At 65.0% G+C, this 7,386-nt stretch carries 5 protein-coding genes; 1 reads left to right on the top strand and 4 read right to left on the bottom strand.

Going from position 1 to position 7,386, the window contains the following annotated elements; all coding sequences use genetic code 11:
• Positions 1-96: 96 nt before the first annotated feature.
• Together EJB06_RS30810 and adh are read right to left on the bottom strand one after the other, a co-directional pair.
• Positions 97-486, bottom strand: a complete 390-nt coding sequence (locus EJB06_RS30810; RefSeq protein WP_126077850.1) for a DUF779 domain-containing protein — start codon at positions 484-486, stop codon at positions 97-99.
• Positions 487-502: 16 nt separating this feature from the next.
• The gene (gene adh / locus EJB06_RS30805) at positions 503-2,023 is read right to left on the bottom strand and encodes an aldehyde dehydrogenase (RefSeq protein ID WP_126077849.1); all 1,521 of its coding nucleotides are present in this window, start codon (positions 2,021-2,023) and stop codon (positions 503-505) included.
• A 222-nt stretch (positions 2,024-2,245) separates the two neighbouring features.
• Between adh and EJB06_RS30800 the strand changes: the two genes are divergently transcribed.
• On the top strand, positions 2,246-4,378 hold the full coding sequence (locus EJB06_RS30800) for a TonB-dependent receptor family protein (protein WP_126077848.1): 2,133 nt from the start codon (positions 2,246-2,248) through the stop codon (positions 4,376-4,378).
• 21 nt (positions 4,379-4,399) lie between these two features.
• On the opposite strand, the gene EJB06_RS30795 is transcribed toward EJB06_RS30800, so the two are convergent.
• Positions 4,400-5,854, bottom strand: coding sequence for a DUF3482 domain-containing protein (locus tag EJB06_RS30795; protein WP_126077847.1), 1,455 nt, complete (start codon positions 5,852-5,854; stop codon positions 4,400-4,402).
• Positions 5,851-7,332, bottom strand: coding sequence for a DUF2868 domain-containing protein (locus EJB06_RS30790; protein ID WP_307720493.1), 1,482 nt, complete (start codon positions 7,330-7,332; stop codon positions 5,851-5,853). Before EJB06_RS30790 ends, EJB06_RS30795 begins: the two co-directional genes overlap by 4 nt.
• Positions 7,333-7,386: the final 54 nt, after the last annotated feature.

Below are 7,386 nucleotides of genomic sequence, written 5' to 3'. Positions count from 1 at the left end.
AACTATAGCAAAGCCCTCCCCGGGCTGGCAAGAACTTTCGGTGAGGCTACACATTTCGTCGCATGGAACCGACGCCATGCTCACGAATACACGTATTTATGTGTCGCGCGGCCCCTCCCTCACCGGGGCCAGCGCGCCGAACTCATCGTCGCTGAAGAGACGCGACCGGGTCAGGAAGCGCCGCCCTGTTCCATTATCCAGCGAGAACATGCCGCCGTTCCCTGCGACGACATCGATGATCAGCTGCGTATGCTCCCAGTAGGCGAACTGCTCCCGCCCCATATAGAAGGCCGCGCCGTGGATCTCGCCCACATACACATCGCTATCGCTGATATTGAATTCGCCGTCCGGATAGCACATCGGCGCGCTGCCGTCGCAGCAGCCGCCCGACTGAAAGAACATGACCGGCCCATGCCGCGCGCGCAACTCGTCGATCATTGCGCACGCGGCATCGGTTGCGACCACGCGTGAAAGCGCGTCACCCATGCCAGATCCTTTCCGCTTAAAAGAAACCCATCGCGTTCGGGTTGTAACTGACCAGCAGGTTCTTGGTCTGCTGATAGTGGTCGAGCATCATCTTGTGATTTTCCCGCCCGATGCCCGATTGCTTGTACCCGCCAAAGGCCGCATGCGCCGGATACAGGTGGTAGCAATTGGTCCACACGCGCCCCGCCTGGATGGCGCGACCGACCCGGAACGCACGCGTACCGTCACGCGTCCATAATCCGGCGCCCAGTCCGTACAAGGTATCGTTGGCGATGCGCAGGGCGTCCGCTTCGTCGGTAAAGGTCGTCACCGACACCACCGGGCCAAAAATCTCTTCCTGGAAGATGCGCATCTTGTTATCGCCCCTGAAGACGGTCGGCTGCACGTAATAACCGTCCTTCATATCGCCCGGCTGCATATTGCGCGCGCCGCCGGTCAGCAGCTCGGCGCCCTCCTGCTTGCCGATATCGAGATACGACAGGATTTTCTCCAGCTGTTCCTGCGAGGCCTGGGCGCCGATCATGGTCGACGCATCGAGCGGATTGCCTTGCTTGATCTTCGCTACCCGCTCCAATGCGCGCGCGATGAATTTGTCGTAAATCGATTCCTGGATCAGCACGCGCGACGGGCAGGTACACACCTCGCCCTGGTTCAGCGCGAACATGGCAAAGCCTTCCAGGCATTTGTCGAAAAACGCGTCGTCCGCATCCATCACATCGGCAAAGAAGATATTCGGCGATTTGCCGCCCAGTTCCAAGGTGACCGGAATCAGGTTTTGCGCCGCGTATTGCATGATCAGGCGGCCGGTGCCGGTCTCGCCCGTGAACGCGATCTTGGCGATGCGCTTGTTCGACGCCAGCGGCTTGCCGGCCTCCAGCCCGTAACCGTTGACAATGTTAAGCACGCCCGGCGGCAACAGATCGCCGATCAGCTCGATCAGCACCATGATCGAGGCCGGCGTCTGTTCGGCCGGCTTCAACACCACGCAGTTGCCCGCAGCCAAAGCCGGTGCCAGTTTCCACACGGCCATCAGGATCGGAAAGTTCCACGGAATGATCTGCCCGACCACGCCCAGCGGTTCATGGAAATGATACGCATACGTTTCATGGTCGATCTGCGCGACCGTGCCTTCCTGCGCGCGGATGCAGCCGGCAAAGTAACGGAAATGGTCGATCGCCAGCGGGATATCGGCCGCCGTGGTCTCGCGGACCGGCTTGCCGTTGTCGATGGTCTCCGCCGTGGCCAGCAGGCTGAGGTTTTCTTCCATGCGGTCGGCAATCTTGTTGAGGATATTCGCGCGCTCGCCCTGCGAGGTCTTGCCCCAGGCTTCCTTGGCGGCATGCGCGGCATCCAGCGCCAGCTCGATATCGTCCGCGCCCGAGCGCGCCACCTCGCAGAACACCTGCCCGGTGATCGGCGTCACGTTGCCGAAATACTCGCCTTTAACCGGCGCAACAAATTTTCCACCAATGTAATTGTCGTAGCGTTGTTTGAACGGGTTGGCTACGCCCAGCTTGCTGATATCTGCGAGATTCATGTCGTCCTCTTCCTCTATGGTTATATACCGGGAATCCAAGCGTAGACGCAGATCAAGAAAAGTACTTGCGCAAACGCAAAGAAACTTCAACGGCTAGCAACAGGCTAGTCTTTTCGTTGGTGCTCTGGCGCACATTACGCCGTCAGGGCAGGCGTGCTCGCTGCAGGATTCATGGCGCCCGCGTATATTGCGTACCGACGCCAAACATCCACCGGAGAACCCATGACGCAGCACCCGTTTCGCCTGAACACCATCGCCACCTTGTTCGCGTTCGGCGCCGCAGGCACGGCCACGGCCGCCGCGCCCGATGCGCCAGCCAATGCGCCGCTGGCCGATGTGGTCGTCATCAGCGGAAGCCGGGTCGAGCACAGCAGTTTTGACTTGCCGGCCGCCGTCGACGTGCTCGACGCCGCCCGCATCCGCGACGGCCAGCTGCGCGTCAACGCCTCCGAATCGCTCTCGGCCGTACCGGGCCTGGTGGCCCAGAACCGCCAGAATTATGCGCAAGACCTGCAGATTTCCTCGCGCGGCTTCGGGGCGCGCTCGGCCTTCGGCGTGCGCGGCGTGCGCCTGATTGCCGACGGCATCCCTGCAACCATGCCGGACGGACAGGGACAAGCGGCAACCTTCAACCTCGACATGGCGGAACGCATCGAAGTGCTGCGCGGGCCGTTTTCTGCCATCTACGGCAACCATGCCGGCGGCACCGTGCAATTGTTCACGCGCGACGGCCAGGGCCGGCCCAGCGTCGAAGGCAGCGTCATCGGCGGCAGCGACGGCACGCGCAAGGTCGACATCAACGCCCAGGGCGACACGAACGGCATCGGCTACGTGATCGACAGGTCCCGCTTCGAGACCGATGGTTACCGTGCCCACAGCGCCGCCACGCGCGAGCAGCGCTTCGCCAAGCTGACCATGGCGCCGACCGGCGCCAGCAAGCTGACCTTGACCGCCAGCGCCCTCAGCCAGGACGACACGCAAGATCCGCTCGGCGTCACCTGGGCCACCTACCAGCGCGATGCGCGCGCCGGCGAAACGGATGCCACCGATACCCAAACGCCGAAGCGCACCATTGCCGACCGCTACGACACGCGCAAGAGCATCGACCACAAGCAGATCGGGGCCGCTGTCGAGCAGCGCCTGGGCGAGGACAAGCTGCGCGCCATGGTGTACGGCGGCAATCGCCAGGTGATCCAGTACCAGGCTTTCTCCAAATTCCTGCAAACGCCCGCCAGCCAGTCCGGCGGCGTGGTCGATTTCGACCGCGACTTTTACGGCGCCGACATCAACTGGCTGAGCGTGCGCCAGCTTGCCGGCGGCAAGCTGAGCACCACCATCGGCGTCGATTACGGGCGTTCCAAGGACCAGCGCCAGGGCTACGAGAACTTCATCGGCAACCAGTTCGGCCTGCAGGGCAAGCTGCGCCGCGATGAAAGCAATACCGTGTCCAGCCTCGATCCCTACGCGCAGGCCGAATGGCAAGGCGGCGATTGGGTCTTGAGCGCCGGCCTGCGCCACAGCCGGATGAAAGTCAGCGTCGACGACCGCTTTGTCGGCAACGGCAACGACAGCGGCGCCGTCAGCTTCCGCCGCACGACACCGGTGCTCGGTGCGCTGTACAAGGTCTCGCCCAGCGTGAATGTGTACGCCAGCGCCGCGCGCGGCTTCGAAACGCCGACCTTGAACGAGCTGTTCTATTCAGGCGCGGGCGCCGGTTTCAACTTTGCGCTCAAGCCCGCCACCAGCACCCACGTGGAAGCGGGCGTCAAAGCCTATCTCGGCAGCAACACGCGCATCAACGCAGCCGTGTTCCAGGTCAAGACCAGCGACGAGCTGGTGGTGGATGTCTCGGGCGGCGGGCGCACCAGTTACCGCAATGCCAGCGAAACCCTGCGCCGGGGCGCGGAAGTCTCGCTGGACAGCCATTTTGGCGCGGGATTGAGCGGCCGCCTGGCCATGACCGCCTTGCACGCGACCTATGAGCAAGGCTTCGGCAACGTGGCGGCCGGCAGCCGCTTGCCGGGCGTGCCGAAAGCCAACCTGTTCGGCGAGCTGGCATGGAAGAGCAGCGACGATGGCTTCGGCGCCGCCCTGGAAACCATCGCCAGCGGCAAGGTCTATGCCGAAGACGCCAATCTGGACATCGCCGCCCCCGGCTACGCGATCGTCAACGCCCGTTTCCAGGCCAGGCAATCGCTGGCCGGATGGCGCCTGAAGCAATTCGTGCGCCTGAACAACCTGGGCGACCGCCGCTATGTGGGCTCGGTGATCGTGGGCGACGCCAACAAGCGCTTTTATGAAGCGGCGCCCCAGCGCAACTGGCTGGCGGGCGTGAGCGCGCAATACGTTTTCTGACCGGAATTACCCGACGCAGCGTCAGATCGACCCCGGATACAGCTTCGCCAGGGTCGCGCGCGCCACCGAGGTCGCGATTTCCTCGACCTCGGCCCCCGCCTTGCCCGCATCGCCCTCGGTGCGCAGCGCCTGCCACATCTCGGCCAGCCGCCCGCCCTGCTGCGCCACGGCGCCCTCCACTTCGGCCTGCCAGAACGCCGGCGCCTCGCCTTCGACAAAATTGCCGCGCCCGCGCCCGAAGTGGGCCACCGCCAGATAGCGCAGGATGCTACTGACCAGCAAGGTTTGCAGGAAATCGTCGGCGAACTGCATCGTGGTGCGGTTGCGGTCGGTGCTGGTATTGAAACCCCAGGCCGCCCCGGCCGCCGTCAGGGCGCCGACCACGCCGCCCAGCAAGGCCCCGGCCCCGAATGTCAGTCCGCCCGCCATCAGATCGGCCGACAAGCCCGTGGCCGCACCCGACACCACCGCCCCCAGCAGTCCCGCCTGGGCGCGGTCGACCGGTGCCCGCACGGTGAAATTCTTGCTCACGCGGGCATTGATCTTGGGCGCCTCGCTTGGATCGAGCTGATGCAGCGCCAGCAGGCGTCCCGTGGTGGCGGCGATGTTCTGGTTCAGCCTTTCCACCAGCAAAGCCATCGCCCGTTCCTGGCGCTGCTGGTCGTTCTTGCCCAGGCCGACGGCCTTCATGGCCGACTTGAGGAAGGTCTTTTCGTCGGCCTCGACCGGCTCGCTGTCGCGCGCGGCGCTGGCCAGTTGCGCGCCGGTGATCCGCATCGCTTCCAGGAAGCGTTCGCGATTGTTGGCTTCCCACAGTGCAAACAGGCGCGCGTAGCCGGCCTGCTTGGATGGCTCGACCAGCTTGCCGACCGCCTCGTAAAACACGCGCTCGTGCACCCAGCAGCGGGCAAAGGCGTCCAGCGCCAGCACCTCGCGCACGATCTTGTACTGGTCCAGATGCTGTTTCCAGGCGGTCTGCTCCTGCTGTTCTTCCTGCGCCGGACGCGGCGGCCCCAGCTGGTTGAGCAGCACCACCACCGGCTTGCCCAGCCACTCCAGGATGCGCATCTCGGCCGGCAGGTAGCCGGCGTCGCGCGGATGCTCCGACGAGTTGACCAGATACAGCACCACATCGGCCTCGTCGCGCGCCGTGCGCAGCGCCTGCTGGCTGAGCCAGAACGGACGGTCGCGGTAGCGGTCCAGCACTTCGCGCAGGAACCAGCCGATCGGATTGCCGGCCATGGCCAGGCGCTTGAGCAGGCGCACCGAATCGCCGAAGCCGGGCGTGTCCCATAGTTGCAGGGTGTCGCCCTCGGCGGTCTGGAGCAACAGATGCGACTCGGCAAAGATCGTCACGTGGGCGGCATCGCGTACTTCGCCCACATCGACCCCGACCAGGGTGCGCGCCAGCGTGGTCTTGCCGTTGTTGGTGTGCGAAATCAGTGCAAACTGGAGTTGGACAGGGGTGTCGCTCATGGTGCCTTCGATAAGCTAAGTCCGGCGCCGTGCTCCAGCGGGCGGCGTTCGGGATGCAGCAGGTTGACGATGGTGGCCGGTGCGCCATGGAAATTGCAGAACTGTTGCCACAGCGCGATGCGCTCGGCCAGCCGCGCATCGGCCCCGGCTTGGGCGCCGCTGCGCTCGGCCAGCGCGGACTCGTCGACCAGCACGCCAATGCCGCGCTTGGAGACGCGCACCAGATGGTCGAGAAAGGCGCCGTGGTTTTCCTTCTCCGGCGTGGCGGCCAGGCTGAACAGCACGGCGGTGGCGGTCACGTTGGCGTCGTCCACGCTCAGGTCGCGCAGGGTATCGACCGCTTCTTCGCCGTAGCCGGACGACGGGCGCAGCATCACCCGCGCCTGCTCGCCGAACAGGGTCGCGGCCACCTGCGCCAGGCCCTTGTCGCGCGCCTCGTCCAGGGTAAAGCTGTAGGGCAGCACGCGCAGCAGGGCCGGCGCGGCCGTCCCGGCTTCGCCATTGAGCTTGCGGAAATACGGCTGTTCCAGGTCGAGCGGAAAACGCTGTTCCATGCGCTGCGCGCGCCAGTGCGCCACGCCGGCCAGCACCAGGCGCGGCAGCGCCACCAGCAACAGCAGGGTCGCGCCATATAAATGCACCCACCTGGCCCCGCCGGCCCCGGTCGACAGTTTAGAGAAGTGCAAGGCCGCGATATCGGCGATGCTGAAGCCTTCCAGCGGCAGCAAGGTCACGGCCGGCGCAAACAGCACCGACAGGATGCCGTGCACCTGGGTGGCGTCGAGGAAGGTGCTTTCCCAGCCGGCCGCATATTGCGTCAGGAAGCCGCGCGCGTACAGCGACAGCACGGCCCCGAGCGCAAACATGGCGGCGGCCAGGTGCATGGTGCGCGCCAGGCGCGCCTGCGTCAGCCTGGCGCTCAGCTCGCTCCATTGCAGGCTGAAATCGGTCAGCCCGGCCGCCAGCACATTCGGCAACTTGCGCGGCAGCGACAATTGCGCCCCGCTGAGGCGGCGCAGCAAGGCCGGCGAGACCCAGCCGTTCTTTCGCGCCGGCACGAACACCCAGGCCATCAACAGCAGGTACACCAGCATATTCCAGCCGATAATTGCCAGCAGCGGCGCCGACAGCAGGTCGACCCGGTGCGGATCGCCGATGCGGTCGACGACGGCGCCAAGCACCAGCGCCGCCAAGGGCAGGCCGAGCGAGAGCGCCTTGAAGCCGCTGCGGCGGCGCGCAATGGCGGCGAACGCGGGCGTGCGCTCGCCCAGGCGCTTGAGGATCTGCTCGGCGCGCTGCTGCAAAAAATGCTCCGGCGTCACCGCCGACTTGCTGTCGGAGGCTTGCCACTGCGCCAGTTCCTTCGCGCTGCGGCTGGCGTACAGGCGATCGTCGTCGCTCAGCACCTCGTGCTTGCCGTCCATGGTTTCGATGGAGCGCACCAGCACCACGTTCCTTGCCACCTGTTCGTTCATCATTTTCCTGTTCTTTTACGCGCTCATTTGTATGAAACGACAACATTCACAGGCCAA

The organism is Massilia atriviolacea (assembly GCF_003953935.1).
Lineage (GTDB): Bacteria > Pseudomonadota > Gammaproteobacteria > Burkholderiales > Burkholderiaceae_D > Telluria_A > Telluria_A atriviolacea.
The sequence above is the reverse complement of the archived record's forward strand: the minus strand, read 5'-3'. Positions and strand labels throughout refer to the sequence as shown.